The organism is Roseateles sp. DB2 (assembly GCF_051857535.1).
Lineage (GTDB): Bacteria > Pseudomonadota > Gammaproteobacteria > Burkholderiales > Burkholderiaceae_C > Roseateles_B.
Genome location: NZ_JBPZGY010000001.1, coordinates 15225 through 32106, shown reverse-complemented (window position 1 = coordinate 32106; position 16882 = coordinate 15225). Strand labels below are relative to the sequence as shown.

17 protein-coding genes are annotated in these 16882 nt (G+C 65.9%); 12 read left to right on the top strand and 5 right to left on the bottom strand.

What is annotated here, in order from left to right:
- Nucleotides 1-15: 15 nt before the first annotated feature.
- The 8 genes from ACS5PK_RS00140 (at nucleotide 16) to fliR (ending at nucleotide 5918) form a co-directional block, all read left to right on the top strand.
- A complete protein-coding gene (locus tag ACS5PK_RS00140; protein WP_439438259.1) occupies nucleotides 16-1416 on the top strand; it encodes a flagellar hook-length control protein FliK in 1401 nt (466 codons plus the stop codon).
- A 142-nt stretch (nucleotides 1417-1558) separates the two neighbouring features.
- Nucleotides 1559-2158 (top strand): flagellar basal body-associated FliL family protein, encoded by a 600-nt coding sequence (locus tag ACS5PK_RS00135; protein ID WP_439438258.1) that lies wholly within the window; start codon nucleotides 1559-1561, stop codon nucleotides 2156-2158.
- A 24-nt stretch (nucleotides 2159-2182) separates the two neighbouring features.
- Nucleotides 2183-3187 carry a flagellar motor switch protein FliM gene (gene fliM, locus ACS5PK_RS00130; protein ID WP_269633776.1) on the top strand — a complete coding sequence of 335 codons (1005 nt, stop codon included), beginning with the start codon at nucleotides 2183-2185 and terminating at the stop codon, nucleotides 3185-3187.
- Between the two features lie 10 nt (nucleotides 3188-3197).
- The gene (gene fliN / locus ACS5PK_RS00125) at nucleotides 3198-3617 is read left to right on the top strand and encodes a flagellar motor switch protein FliN (RefSeq protein WP_439438257.1); all 420 of its coding nucleotides are present in this window, start codon (nucleotides 3198-3200) and stop codon (nucleotides 3615-3617) included.
- Between the two features lie 121 nt (nucleotides 3618-3738).
- On the top strand, nucleotides 3739-4086 hold the full coding sequence (locus ACS5PK_RS00120) for a FliO/MopB family protein (protein ID WP_439438256.1): 348 nt from the start codon (nucleotides 3739-3741) through the stop codon (nucleotides 4084-4086).
- Complete coding sequence (fliP, locus tag ACS5PK_RS00115; RefSeq protein WP_439438255.1) at nucleotides 4076-4855, top strand: flagellar type III secretion system pore protein FliP; 780 nt, start codon at nucleotides 4076-4078, stop codon at nucleotides 4853-4855. Before ACS5PK_RS00120 ends, fliP begins: the two co-directional genes overlap by 11 nt.
- 13 nt (nucleotides 4856-4868) lie before the next feature.
- A complete protein-coding gene (fliQ, locus tag ACS5PK_RS00110) occupies nucleotides 4869-5138 on the top strand; it encodes a flagellar biosynthesis protein FliQ (RefSeq protein ID WP_183105284.1) in 270 nt (89 codons plus the stop codon).
- A gap of 15 nt (nucleotides 5139-5153) precedes the next feature.
- Nucleotides 5154-5918, top strand: coding sequence for a flagellar biosynthetic protein FliR (fliR, locus tag ACS5PK_RS00105; RefSeq protein WP_439438254.1), 765 nt, complete (start codon nucleotides 5154-5156; stop codon nucleotides 5916-5918).
- 42 nt (nucleotides 5919-5960) lie between these two features.
- On the opposite strand, the gene ACS5PK_RS00100 is transcribed toward fliR, so the two are convergent.
- Genes ACS5PK_RS00100 through ACS5PK_RS00080 form a run of 5 tightly spaced genes read right to left on the bottom strand, consistent with a single transcriptional unit; the run spans nucleotide 5961 to nucleotide 11704 of the window.
- Nucleotides 5961-6488, bottom strand: coding sequence for a YfiR family protein (locus ACS5PK_RS00100; protein ID WP_439438253.1), 528 nt, complete (start codon nucleotides 6486-6488; stop codon nucleotides 5961-5963).
- A complete protein-coding gene (locus ACS5PK_RS00095) occupies nucleotides 6488-8527 on the bottom strand; it encodes a TonB-dependent receptor plug domain-containing protein (RefSeq protein WP_439438252.1) in 2040 nt (679 codons plus the stop codon). Before ACS5PK_RS00095 ends, ACS5PK_RS00100 begins: the two co-directional genes overlap by 1 nt.
- Nucleotides 8517-9857 (bottom strand): diguanylate cyclase domain-containing protein, encoded by a 1341-nt coding sequence (locus ACS5PK_RS00090; RefSeq protein ID WP_439438251.1) that lies wholly within the window; start codon nucleotides 9855-9857, stop codon nucleotides 8517-8519. Before ACS5PK_RS00090 ends, ACS5PK_RS00095 begins: the two co-directional genes overlap by 11 nt.
- 48 nt (nucleotides 9858-9905) lie before the next feature.
- Nucleotides 9906-10553, bottom strand: a complete 648-nt coding sequence (locus ACS5PK_RS00085; protein WP_439438250.1) for a response regulator — start codon at nucleotides 10551-10553, stop codon at nucleotides 9906-9908.
- On the bottom strand, nucleotides 10550-11704 hold the full coding sequence (locus tag ACS5PK_RS00080; protein WP_439438249.1) for a response regulator: 1155 nt from the start codon (nucleotides 11702-11704) through the stop codon (nucleotides 10550-10552). The genes ACS5PK_RS00085 and ACS5PK_RS00080 overlap by 4 nt, the downstream gene beginning before the upstream one ends.
- A 366-nt stretch (nucleotides 11705-12070) precedes the next feature.
- Between ACS5PK_RS00080 and ACS5PK_RS00075 the strand changes: the two genes are divergently transcribed.
- From ACS5PK_RS00075 to ACS5PK_RS00060, 4 genes are read left to right on the top strand one after another with little or no spacing between them, the layout of a single operon-like run.
- Nucleotides 12071-12454 (top strand): hypothetical protein, encoded by a 384-nt coding sequence (locus ACS5PK_RS00075; protein ID WP_439438248.1) that lies wholly within the window; start codon nucleotides 12071-12073, stop codon nucleotides 12452-12454.
- A gap of 49 nt (nucleotides 12455-12503) precedes the next feature.
- Nucleotides 12504-12866, top strand: a complete 363-nt coding sequence (locus tag ACS5PK_RS00070; protein ID WP_183105291.1) for a response regulator — start codon at nucleotides 12504-12506, stop codon at nucleotides 12864-12866.
- A gap of 27 nt (nucleotides 12867-12893) precedes the next feature.
- On the top strand, nucleotides 12894-15032 hold the full coding sequence (locus tag ACS5PK_RS00065) for a chemotaxis protein CheA (protein WP_439438247.1): 2139 nt from the start codon (nucleotides 12894-12896) through the stop codon (nucleotides 15030-15032).
- Nucleotides 15033-15074: 42 nt separating this feature from the next.
- Entirely contained in the window at nucleotides 15075-16856 is a 1782-nt protein-coding gene (locus ACS5PK_RS00060) for a methyl-accepting chemotaxis protein (protein WP_439438246.1), read from the top strand.
- Nucleotides 16857-16882 lie beyond the last annotated feature (26 nt).

Genomic DNA, 16882 nt, shown 5'->3' with positions numbered 1-16882 from the left:
CGGAAAGGATCTCCCATGAACAAGATGATGTTGCCAAGCGCCGCCAACACCGCGCGGCCCGGCACGACCGACCTGCTGAGCCAGCTCAACTCGACGCGCAGCCCCCAGGAGGGCGATGCCTCGGCCAGCTTCGCAAAGCTGCTGCAGGCCAAGGAGGGTGCACTGGCGACGCCACCGGCGCCCTCGCCGGCCCCCCGTCAGGCCACGGCCTCTCACGCCCCCAGCCGGCCGTCGGCGTCTGCCGCCGGCCCGTCGGGCGCTGCCGATCAGGCGCGAGCGTCGTCCAACGAACTCGCACGGCGCCAGGAAGCCGCCAAGGCCACAGGGCGGCGCCCGGCAGAGACGCAGGGCAAGGCCGGCCAGGCCCAGGCTTCAGCCCAAGGGCAGGCCGCAGAGGGCGAGGTCCAGGACCCCGTACTGGCCCAGGTGCTGCGGCATCTGCGCCGCGAGGATGAGCACGCTGGGCTCGGCCTCCAGACGGAGTCCACCGACGGTGAAACCGACGAAGCCGAAACCGCCGACGAAACAGCCGGGGAGGCTGCGCTGAATGCCCAGGCCTGGTCTGCGCAGCCTGCGCAGGACACCCGAGCCCCTTTGCCGGAGGCCGCGGCAGCAGGTGCCGCTGACGATGCCGCCCTGCCCGAGGAGGCGCTGGGGCGGCCCGCCCGTGGTGCCCGGGCGACCGCTTCGGGCGGCGACGACAGGGGCGCCGGAAGGGCGGACCTGCCCACGGTCGCAGGCGCCCCGGGCGCGCAGCCGGACGAGCTGAAGTCCAGTCGTGCCGAGGCCGGGGCAGGCCTGGCGCTCGAAGCACTGGGCCATGCCGGCCAAGGCGCCGAAGGACAGTCCAAACAACCCCTCACGGCAGCTGGTCAGTTCGCCGGCCTGCTGCAGCAGGCACAGGCTGGCGCCGTGCAGGACAAGGGCTCGCCCGGCGGCGTGACAGGGGCCCGCTATGACGTGCAGGCGCCGGTCCATGACAAGGGCTTCGCGCCTGAGATGGCGGCGCGCCTGAGTCTGGCCGCGGCGGAAGGGGTCCAGCAGGCCCAGTTGCACCTGAATCCCGCAGACATGGGTCCCGTGCAGGTGCAGATCGTGCTGGAGGGCCAGCAGGCCCAGATCAGCTTCGTGGCCGAGCAGGCTGAGACCCGCTCGGCACTGGAAAAGAGCCTGCCTGAACTCGCCGGCGCCCTGCGTGAGCAAGGCCTCACCCTCAGCGGCGGCGGCGTGTTCAGCCAGCAGCAACAGCAGGCGCATTCCGGCCAGCCGGGCCAAGCGGATCGGGACGGCAGCACGGCCGGCGGACGTTGGGCCGCCTTCGGGAGGGAGGCTTCAGCGGAGGAGCCGGCGTCCCTGCAACAACATGCAGCGGCAGCCAACAGCCGCAGCCGCGGCGTCCTGGACCTCTTCGCCTGAGCCGCGCGGGGTACGGGCGGGTCTTTTGCACGCTTTTCAGCCGCTTATTGCCATATGCCAAGCTGCCATTCATCCGAATAATTGATCCTGATGGCCCCATGGCGCGCTGCAGCGCCCGGGCCGCTAGATCCAAGGAGTCTTCATGGCCACACCAGCCGGTGCCGAGGCCGCTGCCGCAGGAGGTGGCGGTGGCGGCAAGAAAAAGCTGATCATCATCATTGCCGCGGTGCTGCTGCTGGTCATCATCGGCGGTGGCGCTGCACTGATGCTGATGAAGAAAAAGCAGCAGCACGCCGAGGATGAGGATGGCGCCGAGGCACCCGCAGCGGCCGAGACCAGCCATGCCAAGCCCAAGCCGGGCACGCCGCCCACCTTCGTCCCGCTCGACCCCTTCACCGTCAACCTGGCCGACAAGGAGGTGGATCGCTTCGCCCAGATCGGCGTGACGCTGGAAGTGAGCGATCCCAAGACCGCCGACACGCTCAAGGCCTACATGCCCGCCATCCGCAGCAATGTGCTGATGGTGCTGTCGCACAAGACCTCGGCGGAGCTGCTCACCCGCGAGGGCAAGGAAAAGCTGGCACGAGAGATCTTGCGCGAATCCGTGCGTCCCATGGGTATCGAGCTTGAGGACGAAGAAGAAGAGGACAGCGCAGCGGCCAGCAAGAAAAAGAAGAAAAAGAAGAAGGCCGTCGAGAGCCCTGTGACGCAGGTGCTTTTCTCCACCTTCATCGTGCAGTGATGCTGCGCGCGCAGTGAGTCCGCCATGAACCAGCAGATACTCTCCCAAGACGAAGTCGATGCACTGCTGCAGGGCATCACCGGCGAGAGCCAGAAGCTCGAGGCCGAGGAGGTCCAGCAGGGCGGCATCCGCGACTACAACCTGGCCAGCCAGGAACGCATCGTGCGTGGGCGCATGCCCACGATGGAGATCATCAACGAACGCTTCGCCCGCAACATCCGCATCGGCCTGTTCAACTTCATCCGCAAGAGCCCGGAAGTCGCCATCGGCGGCATCAAGGTGCAGAAGTACAGCGCCTTCCTGCGCGAGATCGTGGTGCCGACGAACTTCAACATCGTCTCGGTCAAGCCGCTGCGGGGCTCGGGCCTGATCGTCTGTGACCCGACCCTGGTATTCGCGGTGATCGACTCGCTCTTCGGCGGCATCGGCAAGTTCCATGCACGCATCGAAGGCCGTGATTTCTCGCCCACCGAGCAGCGGGTGATCTTCCGCCTGGTGGAGGTCATCACGGCCGAATATCACAAGGCCTGGAAGGGCATCTATCCGCTGGAGCTCGAGTACCAGCGCTCAGAGATGCAACCGCAGTTCGCCAACATCGCGACGCCCAGCGAGATCGTGGTCTCGACCTCCTTCACGCTGGAGATCGGCGAGACCAGCGGCACCGTCTATTTCTGCATCCCCTACTCCACGCTGGAGCCCATCCGCGACGTGCTGTACTCCAGCACGCAGGGCGACTCCACCGAGCCCGACCGCCGCTGGGTGAATCTGCTCAAGCACCAGCTGCAATCAGCCGAAGTGGAGCTGGTGGCCGAGCTGGCGCAGGCACCGGCCACGGTGGAGCAACTGCTGGCCTTCAAGCCCGGCGATTTCATCGAGCTGGACCTGGAGCCGGTGATCAAGACCAAGATCGATGGCGTGCCCGTCTTCGAGGCCCACTACGGGACCTCCAACGGCAAGTACGCCCTCAAGGTGGAAAACATGCTGACCGGCCATGACCAGGGCTGGCTGGGCACCCGCAACACAGGCTGAAGGCACTGCCATGGACGAACAAGACGCAATGGCGGCCGAATGGGCGGCCGCACTCGCAGAAGCCAAGGGCTCCGACGTCGCGGAGGAGGTGCAGCCCGCCGCCGAGCAGGTCGCGCCGGCCAGCTTCGCCAATTTCTCGCCCACGCCGGGCAATATGCCGGGCCAGGACATCAACATGATCCTGGACATCCCCGTGCAGCTCACGGTGGAACTGGGCCGCACCCGCATCCCCATCAAGAACATCCTGCAGCTGGCGCAGGGCTCGGTGGTGGAACTCGACGCCCTGGCCGGCGAGCCCATGGACGTGCTGGTCAACGGCTACCTGATCGCCCAGGGGGAGGTGGTGGTGGTGAACGACAAGTTCGGTATCCGCCTGACGGACATCGTCACGCCCTCCGAGCGCATGCGCCGCCTCTCCAAGGGCGGCTGAAGGCGCGCGGCCCAGACCGCCCCGCAAGCTCGCCGGGCGGTCCTGCGTCGGTCCCTGTCGAGGGATTTTTCCGGCGCTTTTCCAAGGACTCTCACCCTCAAGTCCTGCCCAGAATCGGCACATGAACTCTCAAGTGCTGCCGGTCCTGTGGTTCCTGGCCATCCTCGCGGTGATCCCGCTGGCGCTGTGGCTGCTCAAGCGCAGCCCTCTGGGGCCAGGTCTTGCCAATGCGCAGATGCGCCTGGTCTCCATCCTGCCCCTGTCTCCCAGCCAGAAGCTGCTGACGGTGGAGGTCGGCGAAGGCGAGGACAAGCGCTGGCTGGTGCTGGGCGTCACCGCGCAGCAGATCCAGACCCTGCATGTGATGGCCCCGCAGGCCTGCCTGTCCGCTGCACCGGAAGCCGGTGGCTTCGCGGCCCAGTTGCGACAGCGCCTCGCGCGCGGCCAGGGAGACGGCCATGCGCAGTGAGCCCCTCACCCATCTGCGTACGGCCGCCCGTGCCATCGCCATGCTGGCGCTGCTCGCGCTCGGCGGCACGGCCCTGGCCCAGCAGGGCAATCCGCCACCAGCCAGCCTGCCCCTGCTGATCGGCCAGGGTGCCGGCGGCAGCTACTCAGTACCCATCCAGACCCTGCTCTTCTTCACGGCCCTGGGCTTCCTGCCTGCCGTGCTGCTGATGATGACGGGCTTCACGCGTATCGTCATCGTGCTCTCCCTGATGCGCCAGGCCCTGGGCACCCAGGCCGCACCGCCCAACCAGGTCATCATCGGGCTCTCGCTATTCCTCACCTTCTTCGTGATGAGCCCGACCCTGGACAAGGTCTACAGCGAGGCCTGGCAGCCCTATTCAGCCGGCCAGATCGGCTTTGACGAGGCCCTCAAGCGGGCCGAGGTGCCCATGCGCGGCTTCATGCTCAAGCAGACCCGTCAGGCCGATGTGGCACTGTTCAGCCGCCTGGCCAAGCTGGAAGGGGACGTCAAGCCTGAGGCTGTTCCCTTTCGCGTGCTGGTGCCGGCTTTCGTGACCAGCGAGCTGAAGTCGGCCTTCCAGATCGCCTTCCTGATCTTCATCCCCTTTCTGGTCATCGACATGATCGTCAGCAGTGTGCTGATGAGCCTGGGCATGATGATGCTGTCGCCGGTGCTCGTGTCCCTGCCCTTCAAGCTGATGCTCTTCGTGCTGGCTGACGGCTGGAACCTGCTGCTCGGCTCGCTCGCCGCCTCCTTTGCAACATGAACTGAGTGCCCTCATGGACGCCCAACAAGTCTTCACCTTCGGCCAGCAGGGCCTCTACATGCTGATGCTGGTGGCCGCACCCGTGCTGCTGACCGTGCTGGCGGTGGGGGTGCTGGTGAGCGTGTTCCAGGCCGCCACGCAGATCAACGAGGCCACGCTGAGCTTCGTGCCCAAGGTCGTCGCCGCCGTGTTGGTGCTGGCCATCACCGGGCCGTGGATGATGACCACCCTGGTCGAGTACATCCAGCGCACCCTGCAGACCATTCCCCAGGTCGTCGGCTGAGCCCGCGGCGAGCCCATGATCAGCTTCACCGAAGAACAGCTGCTGGCCTGGCTCACGCCGCTGCTGTGGCCCTTCTTCCGAACGCTGGCCCTCTTCGCCGGGATGCCGGTGTTCAGCCAGCGCGCCATGCCCATGCGTCTGCGCATCGGGCTGGCGCTGGTGATCTCAGTGGCAGCCCAGCCCTCGCTGCCCCCCATGCCGGCGACGCCGCTGGACTCCCTGCCCCTGCTGCTGCTCTTGCTGGCCCAGCAGTTGCTCATTGGCCTTTCCATGGGTTTCGCTGTGCGCCTGGTGTTTGCGGCGCTGGAGTTTGCGGGCGAAGTCATCGGCCTTCAGATGGGGCTGAACTTTGCGGGCTTCTTCGACCCTGCCACCGGCAGCCAGGGCACCTCGACCTCCCGATTCTTCGGCTCCATGGTGGCCTTCCTCTTCATCGCGGTGAACGGCCATCTGCTGCTGATCCAGGCCCTGGCGCAGAGCTTCCAGGCCTTTCCGATAGGACAGTCGCCCTTCGAGTTTCTGCGCCTGGCGCAGCCTCAGGTCTGGGGGGGCGAGATCTTCCGCATGGGCTTCTGGATCGCGCTGCCCCTGATCACCATGCTGATGTTCGTCAACTTGGTGTTGGGCGTGATCTCGCGGGTGGCGCCGCAGATCGGCGTGTTCTCGGTGGGCTTTCCGCTGACGGTGAGCATCGGCCTCGTCGGCATGGTGGCCACGCTGCCGCTGATGCAGGGGCCGTTCCAGATCGTGCTGGAGCGCATGCTGGCGGCGTTCTCCTGAGCCGCTGGGCAAGACCTGACCCCACGCGCCTCAACCGGTGCCTCAGCGCACCTCGCGAGCCAGCTTCAGAACCTGGGAACTCAGGATCAGGCCCCGGCGCTTGGCTTCGGTGTTGTTGATGCGGAAGGTCAGCCCGTTGGGCTCCTGCGCCAGCGCAATGACAGCCCCGCTGCGCAAGGCCTCGGGCGAATCCCCGACGATCAGCACCGGTGCGTCAGACAGGGCCTGCTGCCAGCGCAGCATCTCCTGGCGATCCAGCAGGCTCAGCACCAGCAACTGGCAGCCGGCCGCCTGACTCGCCTGCGTCAGCATCATGAAGCGCACCTGAGGAAACTCATGCTGGCGCGCGGCCAGGCCGCGCAGGGCGTCCCCCATCTCGGGGGAACCGGCCAGGCAGTAGGTGAAGTCCTTCACGGGCGGGGGCGGCCACTGGGTGAACTGGGCAAAGCGATAGACAAAGGCGGCCTTGAGCGCAGCCTCTTCCGAGACCTGCGCAGCACCCGCTGCCCCTGCACCTGCGGGCAGGCAGCATGCAAGCGCAGGCAGCGCCAGGCGGAGTATGCGCCGCATCAGGACCCCCACGCCGAGGTCAGCTGCACGAACACGGTCCGTCCGGGCGCTCGAGCCAGGCCGCTGCCAGGCTCGGGAATGTCGCCGTAGTCCTTCTGCCCGAGGTTGCGAACACCCAGGCCCAGGGTCCAGCCCTCGGGCCAGCGTGCGGTCAGATGCAGGTGGTTCACCATCACGGGGGCCAGGCGCACCGAGGCCACATGGCGCGCGCCCATGGCCTGCGTCTGCCAGCCCAGGGTCCAGCGGGCATTCAGGGGGCGCTGGTACTGCAGCTTGAGCAGATAGCCCGGAGAGTTGTCAGGGACCCGCCCCTGGGCATCGCGCAGGTGTTGGGCTGTCACGGAGGCCTGCAGGCGGCTGCCATCGGACCAGCGTTGCTCCAGGCCGAGGTCCAGGCCCAGAGACTTCATCTGCCCTTCGTTCTCGTAAGCCAGGGCCTCGCTCAGCCCGATCAGGCCTCGAAAGGAAGAACGGAACAGCGACAGGCGCAGCTGCGTCTGTCGCGAGAAGCTGTGTTCGTACACCAGCTCCTGGGACCTGACCCGTTCCTCGGACGGCAGCCACTGGGGTGCCTCGACGAAATAGTTCTGCGCGAACTCCATCAGGTTGGCCACGCGGTAAGCACTGCCGTGCACCAGCCGGAGCCGGCGGTCGGCATCGATCTGCCAGGTCCAGGCCAGCCTGGGATTGAGCTGGACACCGTCGACACGGTCATCCCGATCTCGCCGCAGTCCCAGGGACAGATGGTGGCCCTGCCCCAGGTCCCAGTCATCCTGCACGAACAGGCCATTGCCGCGGCCGCTGGCGAGGAAGTGGAGATAGGGCACCTGCCCCCAGGGGCCCAGGTAGATCTGCTGAACGTAGTCCTGCTGCGTGTCCCAGCCAAGCATGAGGCGATGGCCCGGCCACTGGGAAAAGCCCAGCCGCACGCCGGCATTCACCCAGCGGCCGTCATTCACTGTCCGCCAGACCTGGCGCTGGCCGTCCTCGTCGAGGTAGGGCCGGCGGCCTTCGACCCGTGTCCTCTTGCCGGAGATGTCCAGTGTCAGGTCGGTGCTGGGGCCCAGGCTGAACTCCTGGCTCAGCGCGAGCATGCTGTTGCGATAGTAGGCCTCGCGCTTGACCAGGCCTCGGCCCTGGTCCCTACCGTCCAGCCAGACGGCACTGCCCAGCGTGCGCTCGGAATGGCCACCACGGATGGACAGGCCCCGGTGGCTGTAGGTGCCGAAGGCCCTCTGCACGCGCTCGGTGTGCAGCGACTGGATGGCGTCGAACAACGCTGGAGGAACCTCAAAAGCCAGGGGCACGCGCGCCTGCTCTGCCAGCGCCAACCCCAGCATGGCCTCCTGGCCTTCGCTGCCGCGGATGGCCCAGCTCAGCTGGAGTTCACGACGCTGGGTGCTGTCGACCATCAGGCCGGCACGCCAGCCCTGCAGCTTGTCGGCCCGCTTGGGGATCACGTTGATCACGCCCAGGAACGCGTTGTTGCCATACACCGCTGAGCCTGGCCCGGGCGTGAACTCCACGCGCTCTATCCATTGCACGTCAAGGTAGAACTCCGGGCCGATGAGGGCGGCATCCGTGGTGTTCTCGTTGACCCGCACGCCATCGATCATCAACAGCACGCGGGAGTTGAAGTCCCCAGGCCGCCCAAGGCCACGCGCACCAACAAAGCTGAAGTTGGAGTTGCTGGTGATGTAGAGGCCCGGCAATGCGTCCAGCACATCGCGCAGGCTGCGCAGGCCCAGGCCGCGAATGTCCTGCTCGGTCAGCACATAGGTCAGCGCCGAGGTCTCCGCGGTCTGTGCAAAGCGCGAGGCTGTCGACACCTGCACGGACTTGGGCAGCACCGTCAGGCCCTGCTTGAGCAGCTCTTCCAGGCTGGGCGGCTCCTGCGCCTGAGGGGGCTCGGCAGCGCCGACCTGCAGGGCGGTGCCAAGCCCGAGGGCCAGGTACAGCACGCCAAGCAGTCCTGCGCACCGCGGCAGCACGGCGGCGGCGGCCGCCGCCTTGCAGGATATGGAGAGCTCATGCGCCATGACGGTTCACCTTGCCGGCCTGTCGATATGTGTTCTTCCCTGCCCGCTTGGCCGCGTACATGGCGGCGTCAGCCTGGCCCAGCAGACCGGCATCGTCGACGGCATCATCGGGGAAGCTGGCCACACCGATGGTGGCCCCCACCTGCACGGGCTGCCCCTTGATCAGGATGGGGTCCCTCACCACGGCGATGACCCGCTGGGCCAAGGTCGTCACCACGCCCTGGGGCCCCAGGCCAGGCAGGATCAGGGCGAATTCGTCGCCGCCCAGGCGGCACAGGACGTCGCTGCTGCGCAGCACCGAGCTCATGCGACGTGACACCTCGGACAGCACCACGTCGCCGGCCTCGTGCCCATGGCCATCATTGACCAGCTTGAAGTTGTCCAGATCGATGAACATCAGGGACAGGCTCTCCCCATGCTCGCGGCTGTGCGCCAGCGCATGCTGAAGGGCGGACTGGAAGTAGAGCCGGTTGGGCAGCTTGGTCAGGGCGTCTTCATGCGCCAGGCGCTGGTACTGCTGCCCGGCGGCCTGTTCCTCGCGAAGCTGGCGGTTCAGCTCAGCCTGCCAGGCTTCGGCACGGCGCAGGAGCTGGTTGAAGCGTTCCGTGAGACGCCCGACCTCGTCGGGGTGATGCACACGCGCCCGCCGGCCGTAGTTCTGGTCGGCTGCGACCTGCTCTGCCAGCCTGGACAGCTCCACCAGTGGCCACAGCGCGCGGCGCTGCACGTAGCGCAAGGCGTGGAAGGCCACCAGGATGGCCACCGCCATCATGAGGGCCGCCACGATGATGGCCTGCTGCAGCTGCTGCCGCAGGGCCTGCAGGCTTTCACGGAGGTACAGCACCCCAACCCGCTCGCCACGCAGCTGCACCGGAATCCAGACGCGCAGTTGCTGGGCGTCGGCCTCATGCCTGGCCTCGCTCACCTGGATGGCCTGGCTGACCAGCAAATCCGAATGCTGTCCCGGCGCTTCCCAGGCGGCGAAGAGCTTGCCATTGGCCAGCAGCAGCTGCAGTTCCAGTACATCATCCCTGCGGATGAAGGACTGCAGCTCCGCAAGCGCCGAATCACGGTCCTCGAACACCAGCATGGGCGCCAGGCTGTTGGCCAACACCTGGGCGCTGGCATGCGACAGCCGCGCCTGCCGCTCCTGCGCAGAGAACCAGCCGGCGGTTGCGATCAGACCAAAGCACAGCAGCAGCGTGGACACCAGCACCGCCAGGTTCCATCGCGTCAGGCGTGCCACCAGGGATGCGGAATGCCGCGACGCCGGCGCATCGCGCGAGGCATCGCCGGCAGGCATCGAGGAAAGCTTGGACTTGGCTTGCATGCAGGTGGGCCAGCGCGGAAGCCGCAACGCCTGGCTGCTGCCCCTGCGTCAGTTGGCGACCAGGCCGTTGCGGATGGCGTAGACGGTCAGTTCCGAATTGTTGCTGAGCCCAAGCTTTTCCAGCACCCGGGCGCGATAAACGCTCACCGTCTTGGGGCTCAATGTCAATTCCTCCGCAATATCGGAGAGGCGTTTGCCTGACGCAATCATCACGAGCGTCTGCAACTCGCGATCGGACAGCTTCTGATGGGCCTGCTCGGTGACAGGCGCCGTGAGGCTTTCCACCAGCATCTGCGCGATCTCGGGCGTGACGTATTTCCGTCCCTGCGCCACGGTCCGTACCGCCTGCACCAGCTGCTGAGTATCGCCACCCTTGTTGACGTAGCCGAAGGCCCCTGCACGCAGGGCACGGATGGCGTACTGGTCTTCCGGGTACATGGAGACGATCAGCACCCGCAAGGTGCTGCCTTCGTCCTTCAGCACATGCAGCACATCCAGGCCGCTGCGACCCGGCATGTTGATGTCCAGCACCAGGACGTCGCAGGCGGGCGGATCCCCCAGGCCGCGCAGCAGGGTGCGCAGCTCGCCGTAATCCCCGGCTTCACCGACGACCTCGATGTCGGATGCATCCGCCAGCGTGTCCCGGATCCCGCGGCGGATCAGGGCGTGGTCGTCACAGAGAATCACTTTGATCATAGATTGCCCCACACCGAGGGGTCGTGCGCGGCGGCGTCCTCAGCATCCTCGTCGCTCTCCTGGGCCTCCACGATCGCGTCAGCCTCCAGCGGGATGGTCAGGATGAGGCTGGTGCCCCTGGCACTGCTGCTGAGATCCACCCAGCCGCCCACCGTGGCGGCCCGCTCGTGCAGGCCGCGGATGCCAAAACTGCGCGCCTTGGTCAGATCTTGCGGCGTCATCCCGCGCCCATTGTCACGCAGCTCCAGTGTGAGGGCGCCAGCGTCCAGGCTGAGCTCGATATCCACCCGCGTGGCCTGCGCATGCTTGGAGACGTTGGTCAGCGCCTCCTGGGCGCAGCGGTAGGCGACCAGCGGCACGCCGCTGGGCATCTGGGGCTGGTCCTGCGGTGTCCGCACGCTGACCTGGATGCCGGTGCGGCGTTCAAAGCGCGCCGCCATCCACTGAAGGGCAGCGACCAGTCCCTGCTCCAGGATGGCAGGCCGCAGGTTGTGCATGATGCGCTGACTGGCCTCGATGGCCTGGCTGACCGTCTCCAGCGCTGAAGCCACACGCTGCTGGACCGCCGGCTCGCTCACATGCCGGGCCAGCCAGGCCAGGTCGAACTTCAGCGCGGTCAGCGAGCCACCGACGTCGTCATGGATCTCCCGGGCGATGGCGGCGCGCTCCATCTCGATGCTGGTCTGCAGATGGCCTGCCAGCTCGTGCAGTCGCTGCTTGCTGCGCCGCAGGGCCCGATCCGCCTCCAGGCGTGCCCGCTCGGACTCGCTGGCCTCAATGGCATGCAGCAGGGCCGGCGCCAGACGGGTGAGGTTGTTCTTGAGCAGGTAGTCGGAGGCTCCGGTCTTCATCGCAGCCACCGCCGTGTCCTCGCCGATCTCGCCGGACACGAGGATGAAGGGCAGCAGCTGATGCCGCTCCTTGAGCAGGGCCAGCACCTGGAGGCCCGAGAAGCCCGGCAGGTTGAAGTCCGAGATGATGGCGTCCCAGCGCTCATCCAGCGCCGCATTGACGGCCGCCAGGCTGTCCAGACGGCACAACTCGACCTTCAACCCGGCGCGGGCCAGCTCGACGGCAATCAGGTGATGGTCCAGCTCGGAATCCTCGACATGGAGAACTCGCAGCTGACGCTCGGGACTGGGCTTGGACATGGGCGGGAGTATGCCAACGGCCGGTCGCTCTCCCACGGGAATGACCTGCTGGAAAACGACAGTCCCTCGCTGTCAGAACCCCAAATAAAGGGTTAACCCTAGGACCAATATGAGAACTATTGGCCGAAGGATGGAAATAGCCCAAGTTTGAACAACAAGTCCTGTCGACATCGCCACAAGAAATGCCGAAGATCGCGTCATGAACACATGGCTCGGAATGGTCGATCGGGGGATTCCTCGCTCGATGCGAACGGCAGCTGCTGCAGAGACAAAACCCGTGGAGCCAAGATGCTGATGAATGAAACCTCCGCCCCGGAATCGGGAATGCTTCCCCTCCTGGCCGCGGCAGAACTTCAGGATCACCTGATGACGGTGACCAACGATCTGGAGCGTCTGCAGCGCCTGCTGGATGATGCTGGCGAATCGCTCTCCACCCATTTCTTCAGTGCTTCCAGCATCCTGCATGGGCTGCTGCGCCGCGCGGCCGAGCAGGCCGACGAAAACGGCAGCAGCGAGTTGCATCGCGTCATGGAAGACATCGCCGGCGCCATCACCGCCCTGCAGTTCCAGGACATGGCCACCCAATTGATCGCCCATACGAGCCAGCGCTTGCGCAACTGCGCAGACCAGTTGGCCCGCGACACCTTTGGCGATGACGAGGACGGCACCACCGTCGTCGAGATCGCGCCCTTGCGTCCCAACCCCGTGACGCAGGACGAGATGGACGCGGGGTCCATTGAATTGTTCTAAGGATCGACTCGATCCAGTCGATATCAGCTAGTTATCCGGAGAGAAAGCGATGCACTCAATTCTTGCTGTAGACGATTCGGCCTCGATGCGCCAGATGGTCTCCTTCACGCTGAAGAACGCAGGATTCAACGTGGTGGAGGCCGTGGACGGGCAGGACGCCTGGGAGAAGTCCAGTACGCGCGATTTCGATCTGGTGCTCACCGATCAGAACATGCCGCGCATGGACGGCATCAGCCTCACCAAGAAGCTGCGCGACAACCCCAAGTTCAAGACCACGCCCATCCTGATCCTGACCACCGAGTCCAGCGACCAGATGAAGCAGGCCGGCCGAGCCGCCGGTGCCACCGGCTGGCTGGTCAAACCATTTGACCCGGCGAAGTTGATCGAAGTGATCGGCAAGGTGATCCGCTAAGGCCCCGAGCAACGCCAGGAGTAAAGCATGGGAGAAATGACCTCCGAAGGCGCCAGCCTCAGCGCGGGCATCGACCTGAGTCAGTTCTATCAAGTCTTCTTTGAAGAGGCGAGTGAGAACCTCGACAACATGGAACAGCTGCTGCTGAACCTGAACATCGAGACCGCTGACGACGAGGAACTGAACGCCATCTTCCGCTGCGCCCACTCCATCAAGGGTGGCGCAGCGACTTTCGGCTTCAGCGATGTCGCCGAACTGACGCACCAGATGGAGACGCTGCTGGACAAGCTGCGTCGCCATGAGTTGCAACCCACCTCGCAGATGGTGGACGTCCTGCTGCAGTCGGGCGATGCCCTGCGCGAGCAACTGGGCCGTCACCAGGGCTCAGGTGCTGCCCCGGTGGACACCAGCGATCTGCTGCTGAGCATCAAGACCCTGGTCGATGGCGGCACGCTGGATGGCGCCCCCGCCCCTGCGCCCAAGGCCGCCACGGCGTCGCCTGCACCAGCGGCCGCCGCTCCCGCCCCAGCCAAACCCGCAGGTCCGGTAGCCCGCCAGCTGGAATTGAAGGTCGGCCCCCTGAGCAACCCCGCGCAGGCGGACAACCTGGTCGAACTCTTCAAGGAAATCACCGACCTGGGCACGATAGAGCCCCTGGACGGCGGCATCGCCGCAGACGGCATCCGCCGCTTCAAGGTGCTGACGACCAGCACTGACAATGACCTGCTGGATCTCTTCACCTTCCACGTGGCCAGGGAGCAGGTGCAACTGTCGCCCTTGGGCGAAGGCTATGGCTTCCATGACGGTGCGCCCGGCGCTCCGCTGGCGGCAAAGAAGGACGAAGACCCCGGCTACGGATTCTTCGACGACGCCCCCGGCATGCCGCCTTCAGCAGCGAGCACCGGCACCGAGGTGAAGGCCGTTGCCGAGGCGCCCAAGCCTGTGGCCGCTGCGGCTCGGCCCGCGGCCAAGGTCGAGCCGCGCGCAGCCGGTGGTGGCATGGACCAGTCCACGCTGCGCGTCTCGGTCGAGAAGGTCGACCAACTGATCAATCTGGTCGGCGAACTGGTGATCACCCAGGCCATGCTGGCGCAGAACTCGCGCAATGTGGATCCGGGGCTGTACCAGCAACTGTCCTCCGGCCTGGCCGACCTGGAGCGCAACACGCGGGACCTGCAGGAATCGGTGATGTCCATTCGCATGATTCCCATGTCGGTGGTCTTCAACCGCTTTCCTCGCATGCTGCGCGACTTGGCCGCCAAGCTGGGCAAGCGCGTCGAGCTGGTCACGCAGGGTGAAGCCACTGAGCTCGACAAGGGTCTGGTGGAGAAGATCACCGATCCCCTCACCCACCTGGTGCGCAACAGCTGCGACCACGGCATCGAGTCGCCGGCCGAGCGTCTGGCCAAGGGCAAGCCGGAGCACGGCACCATCACCCTGGTGGCTTCCCATCAGGGCGGTTCCATCGTGATCGAGGTGCGTGACGACGGCCGCGGCCTGAATCGCGACAAGCTGATCAAGAAGGCGCGCGAAAAGGGCATTGACGCCCCGGACACGATGACCGACCAGGAAGTCTGGGGCCTGATCTTTGCGCCGGGCTTCTCGACCGCGGACCAGGTGACCGATGTGTCCGGCCGCGGTGTGGGCATGGACGTCGTCAAGAAGAACATCACCCAGCTGGGTGGCACCGTCGAGATCGACTCGGCCGAAGGCTACGGCATGAAGGTCTCGGTGCGCCTGCCTCTGACGCTGGCCATCATGGACGGCATGAGCGTTGGCGTCGGCGAAGAGGTTTACATCCTGCCTCTGTCGTCCGTGGTCGAGTCCTTCCAGGTCCAGCCTGACACCATCAAGACGGTGGGCGGCTCCGGACGGGTCGTCGAGGTGCGTGACGAATTCATGCCTGTGGTTGAGTTGGAGCAAGTCTTCAATGTGCCGCGATTCGACTTCGAGCATGTCAGCTCCATCATGGTCGTCGTCGAGGCAGAGGGCGGCCGCGTCGCCCTGCTGGTCGATGAGTTGCTGGGCCAGCAGCAGGTGGTCGTGAAGAACCTCGAAGCCAACTATCGCAAGGTCACCGACGTCTCCGGCGCCACCATCATGGGCGACGGACGGGTGGCCCTGATCCTGGACGTGGGCAGCCTCGTCCGTCGTTCTCGTCATTGATATTGAATGGGCCCCCTGGCGGGGCTCCTGGGAGCATTTCTAATGAGCATGAGCTCGCTGCTGCGTCAGTTCAGCATCCGCTTGCGCATGATCGGCGCCATCGTGATGGTGCTGACCCTGCTGCTGACCCTGGGCAGCGTGGGCCTGTTTGGCATGAATTCCATGCGCAAGCAGTCCGACGACATCCTTCAGCGTTCGGTCAACGACTCCACGGAGCTGACCAGTTTGGTCCATGCCCTGGGCGACATGCGCCGCCACGAGAAGGACATGATCGTCAACTATGAGAAGCCGGACAATGTGAAGGCTCTGCGGCAGCGCTGGGAACAGTCTCGCGACGAGGTGCTCAAGCTTGGCAAGGCGCTGCAGCGCGGCGCCGATACCGGGCCGCTGAGCCGCCTGCCCGCGGTGCTTGCAGACTACGACGCCAAGGCCAGGCCCGTGCTTCAGCAGCTGGAAGCTGGCGCCTATGACAACGCCGCCGTGGCAGACCGCATGCTGGCCAATGCCAAAGATCTGGCCGCCGAGGCGGACAAGCTGGTGATGGACTACCAGGCCATCCTGCTGAAAGACTCCCGCCAGTTGCAGGAAACAGCCGCAAAGACCCAGGGCAATGTGCTGATGGTCTTCGTGATCGTGCTGATCGCCAGCGCGGTGGTGGTCGTTCCGCTGACCCTGCTGAACATGTACAGCATCTGCAAGCCCCTGGCCGACGCCGAGGAGCTTGCCAGTGCCATTGCCAAGGGCGACCTCACCAACGATGACCGTCCGATCGAAGGCAAGGACGAGGCCTCCCACCTGCTGCACTCCCTTCAATTGATGCAGAAGGCCTTGCAGGATCTGGTGGGCCAGTTGCGAACCTCGGCGGATCACATCCGCACCGCCTCGGTGGAAATTGCCAGCGGCAACCAGGACCTCTCCGGCCGTACCGAGCAGACGGCCAGCAATCTGCAGCAGGCAGCCTCCTCCATGGTGCAGCTGACCGGCACGGTCAAGCAGACGGCGGATTCCGCACGCACGGCCAATCAGCTCGCCAGCTCAGCCTCCTCGGCCGCGGCCAAGGGCGGCGAGGTGGTGAGCCAGGTCGTGGCCACCATGGACGAGATCAACGCCAGCTCCAAGCGCATCGGCGACATCATCGGCGTCATCGACGGCATTGCCTTCCAGACCAATATCCTGGCGCTGAATGCTGCTGTCGAGGCAGCACGGGCGGGCGAGCAGGGTCGCGGCTTTGCGGTGGTGGCCGGCGAAGTGCGCTCATTGGCGCAGCGTAGCGCCGGGGCCGCCCGAGAAATCAAGACCCTCATCGGCGCCAGCGTCGAGCGGGTGGAGACCGGCGCGCGTCTGGTTCAAGAAGCGGGCGAGTCCATGACGGACATCGTCTCCAGCGTGCAGCGCGTGACCGACATCATCGGCGAAATCACCGCGGCTGCCAGCGAGCAGAGCGATGGCATCGGCCAGGTGAACCAGTCGGTGGTCGAGTTGGACCAGATGACTCAACAGAATGCCGCTCTGGTCGAGGAGTCCGCCGCAGCCGCCGAAAGCCTGCGCGACCAGGCGGAGCAACTGGCCCAGGCCGTGGGGCGCTTCAAGATCACCGGCGGCGTGGAGCTGTCCTCCAACGTCGGCAAGCCCCGCCGCAGCGCGAGCCCGCATGCTGGCAGCGCGGTCGCCAAGCCACGCGCTGGCGCGGCTTCTTCCGGCTCGGTGGCCAGCAAGCCGGTGCCGAGCAAACCATCCACCCGCCCCCTCGCCGCGCCGACGGCTCCCAAGCCTGCCACCAGCAAGGCTGCCGCTCCTGCCGATGGGGACTGGGAAACGTTCTGAGCCCTTGAGAACTGATCAACGATTCA

Excerpts from the sequence above, each read along its gene's own strand:
- fliQ (WP_183105284.1), top strand. The coding sequence starts at position 4,869 with ATGGACGCCCAACAAGTCTTCACCTTCGGCCAGCAGGGCCTCTACATG.
- fliM (WP_269633776.1), top strand. The coding sequence starts at position 2,183 with ATGAACCAGCAGATACTCTCCCAAGACGAAGTCGATGCACTGCTGCAG.
- ACS5PK_RS00140 (WP_439438259.1), top strand. The coding sequence starts at position 16 with ATGAACAAGATGATGTTGCCAAGCGCCGCCAACACCGCGCGGCCCGGC.
- ACS5PK_RS00120 (WP_439438256.1), top strand. The coding sequence starts at position 3,739 with ATGAACTCTCAAGTGCTGCCGGTCCTGTGGTTCCTGGCCATCCTCGCG.
- ACS5PK_RS00070 (WP_183105291.1), top strand. The coding sequence starts at position 12,504 with ATGCACTCAATTCTTGCTGTAGACGATTCGGCCTCGATGCGCCAGATG.
- ACS5PK_RS00100 (WP_439438253.1), bottom strand. The coding sequence starts at position 6,488 with ATGCGGCGCATACTCCGCCTGGCGCTGCCTGCGCTTGCATGCTGCCTG.
- ACS5PK_RS00090 (WP_439438251.1), bottom strand. The coding sequence starts at position 9,857 with ATGCAAGCCAAGTCCAAGCTTTCCTCGATGCCTGCCGGCGATGCCTCG.
- fliN (WP_439438257.1), top strand. The coding sequence starts at position 3,198 with ATGGACGAACAAGACGCAATGGCGGCCGAATGGGCGGCCGCACTCGCA.
- ACS5PK_RS00075 (WP_439438248.1), top strand. The coding sequence starts at position 12,071 with ATGACGGTGACCAACGATCTGGAGCGTCTGCAGCGCCTGCTGGATGAT.
- ACS5PK_RS00060 (WP_439438246.1), top strand. The coding sequence starts at position 15,075 with ATGAGCATGAGCTCGCTGCTGCGTCAGTTCAGCATCCGCTTGCGCATG.
- ACS5PK_RS00085 (WP_439438250.1), bottom strand. The coding sequence starts at position 10,553 with ATGATCAAAGTGATTCTCTGTGACGACCACGCCCTGATCCGCCGCGGG.
- fliR (WP_439438254.1), top strand. The coding sequence starts at position 5,154 with ATGATCAGCTTCACCGAAGAACAGCTGCTGGCCTGGCTCACGCCGCTG.
- ACS5PK_RS00135 (WP_439438258.1), top strand. The coding sequence starts at position 1,559 with ATGGCCACACCAGCCGGTGCCGAGGCCGCTGCCGCAGGAGGTGGCGGT.
- ACS5PK_RS00095 (WP_439438252.1), bottom strand. The coding sequence starts at position 8,527 with ATGGCGCATGAGCTCTCCATATCCTGCAAGGCGGCGGCCGCCGCCGCC.
- ACS5PK_RS00080 (WP_439438249.1), bottom strand. The coding sequence starts at position 11,704 with ATGTCCAAGCCCAGTCCCGAGCGTCAGCTGCGAGTTCTCCATGTCGAG.
- fliP (WP_439438255.1), top strand. The coding sequence starts at position 4,076 with ATGCGCAGTGAGCCCCTCACCCATCTGCGTACGGCCGCCCGTGCCATC.
- ACS5PK_RS00065 (WP_439438247.1), top strand. The coding sequence starts at position 12,894 with ATGGGAGAAATGACCTCCGAAGGCGCCAGCCTCAGCGCGGGCATCGAC.